This window comes from Pseudomonas sp. (assembly GCF_035277045.1).
In the GTDB taxonomy this organism is placed as follows: domain Bacteria; phylum Pseudomonadota; class Gammaproteobacteria; order Pseudomonadales; family Pseudomonadaceae; genus Aquipseudomonas.
This window is the reverse complement of record NZ_DATELE010000308.1, coordinates 1-2051: the sequence shown is the minus strand read 5'-3', so window position 1 is coordinate 2051 and position 2051 is coordinate 1. Positions and strand designations below refer to the sequence as shown.

Here is a 2051-nt window from a genome sequence, read left to right as displayed (position 1 = left end):
TGCGCGGATCGCCCTGGGCGGCGTGGCGACCCGGCCGTGGCGCGCACTCGAGGCAGAGAAGGCGCTGATCGGGCAGAAGGCCTCGATGGAGGTCTTTGAACGGGCTGCCGACCAAGCCATGGCAGGCGCACGCGCGTTTGAGCACAACGGCTACAAGATCCCGCTGGGCAAGCAGGCGGTCATCCGTAATCTTCGCGACCTCAGCGCCTAGGAGCCGACCATGAACGATTCCGTTATCGGTACCCCGCACAAGCGCGTCGACGGCCGGCACAAGGTCAGCGGCCAGGCGCGCTACGCGGCCGACCAGCCGGTCGAAGGCATGCTGTTCGCCTATGGGGTGTACAGCACCATCGCCAAGGGACGTATCCGTGCCATCGACGACCAGCAGGCGAGGGCGATGCCCGGGGTGAAGGGCGTGCTGCACCACGGCAATTTCCCCGCGCTGCACCGTACGCCCAATGTCACGATCAACATGGCGAAGGACATCCTCGTCGCCAGCAAGGCCGACGAGCACCGGCTGCCCTTCGAGGACGATCGGGTGTATTACCCGGGGCAGTTCGTGGCGCTGGTGGTGGCCGACACCTTCGAACATGCCCGCGCGGCGGCCTATCAGGTCAAGGTCGACTATCAGGCTGAACCTGCGGTCAAGAGCCTGGAGGAAGGTCTGCGCAAGCAAGGCGTGCATGATGGCGGCGCCGGCCACAGCCGCGGCAACCCCGGCGCCGCCTTCGACGCCGCGCCCCAGCGCGTGGATGCGACCTACACGACGCCCGTCGAAACCCACAACCCCATGGAGATGCATGCCACGACAGCCTACTGGCTCGACGGCAAGCTGTATGTCTATGAAAGCAGCCAAGGCGTGCTCAACCACCGCAACCTGCTGGCCAACGTGTTCGACCTGCCGCCTGACCGTGTCGAGGTGCGTGCGCCGTTCATAGGCTCGGGGTTCGGTGGCAAGCTCTGGCCATGGCCGCATTCGGTCGCCGCCTGCGCCGCGGCCCGGGTCTTCGAACGCCCCGTGCAACTGATGCTGCCCAGGGCACAGATGTTCACCACCGTCGGCCATCGCCCGGAAACCCGGCAGCGGTTGCGCCTGGCCAGCGACGTGGAAGGCAAACTGGTGTCGATCCGGCATGAGGCGTTCAACAGCACCTCGACCCTGGACGACTACACCGAAACCTGCGGCAGCGTGACCAAGAGCCTTTATGGCTGCGACAACGTGCTGGTCAGCCACACGCTGGCGCCGGTCAACCGTGGCACGCCCACCTCCATGCGTGCCCCGGGCGCCGCGCCGGGCCTGTTCGCGCTGGAGTCGGCCATCGACGAGCTGGCATTGCTGAACAAGATGGACCCGCTGGCGTTTCGCAAGCTCAACCTGGCTCAAAAGGACCAGAGCCAGGACCTGCCCTGGTCGAGCAATCACTTGCCCGAAGCGCTGGACCAGGCTGCCAAACGCTTCGGCTGGGAGCGGCGTTCGGCGCAGGTTGGCGGCATGCGCGACGGTGACGAGATCATCGGCTACGGCCTGGGCGCCTGTAACTGGGAGGCGTACCAGATGCCGACCGAGGCGCGGGTGACGCTGCGTGCCGATGGCACGGCCCTGGCTCAATGCGGCCTGCAGGATATCGGCACGGGCACCTACACCATCGTTGCACAGACGGTCAGCGAACTGACCGGCCTGCCATTCGATCGCATCCAGGTCGAGCTCGGCAGCTCGGCTTTCCCGCCAGGACCGGTGTCGGGCGGGTCGTGGGCCACGGCCAGTATCCTGCCGGCCATCGCAGGTGCGACGCGCCAGGCCCTGGACCGGCTGCGCCAGTACGCCGTGATGAGCGGCGGCCACTTTGCCGGACAGAAACCCGAGAACCTGGCTGTGGAGGCCGGGCAGTTGTCCAGCGGGCGGCAGCGGGTCAGCTTTGCCGACGTGCTCGGCAAGGGGCGACTGGCTCGCGCCGAGGGCAGCTTCCACAGCGCGCCGCCGGGCGAGGCGAAGTTCTCCTATCGCTCGTTCGGCGCGCATTTTGTCGAGGTTCGCTGGGATCCGGGCATCT

1 protein-coding gene and 1 pseudogene are annotated in these 2051 nt (G+C 67.0%); both read left to right on the top strand.

What is annotated here, in order from left to right; translation table 11 throughout:
• Positions 1 to 211, top strand: a pseudogene (locus VJS90_RS20735) (xanthine dehydrogenase family protein subunit M); the annotation flags it as partial.
• Between the two features lie 9 nt (positions 212 to 220).
• On the top strand, positions 221 to 2051 hold a 1831-nt coding region (locus tag VJS90_RS20730; protein WP_324123502.1), incomplete at its 3' end, for a xanthine dehydrogenase family protein molybdopterin-binding subunit.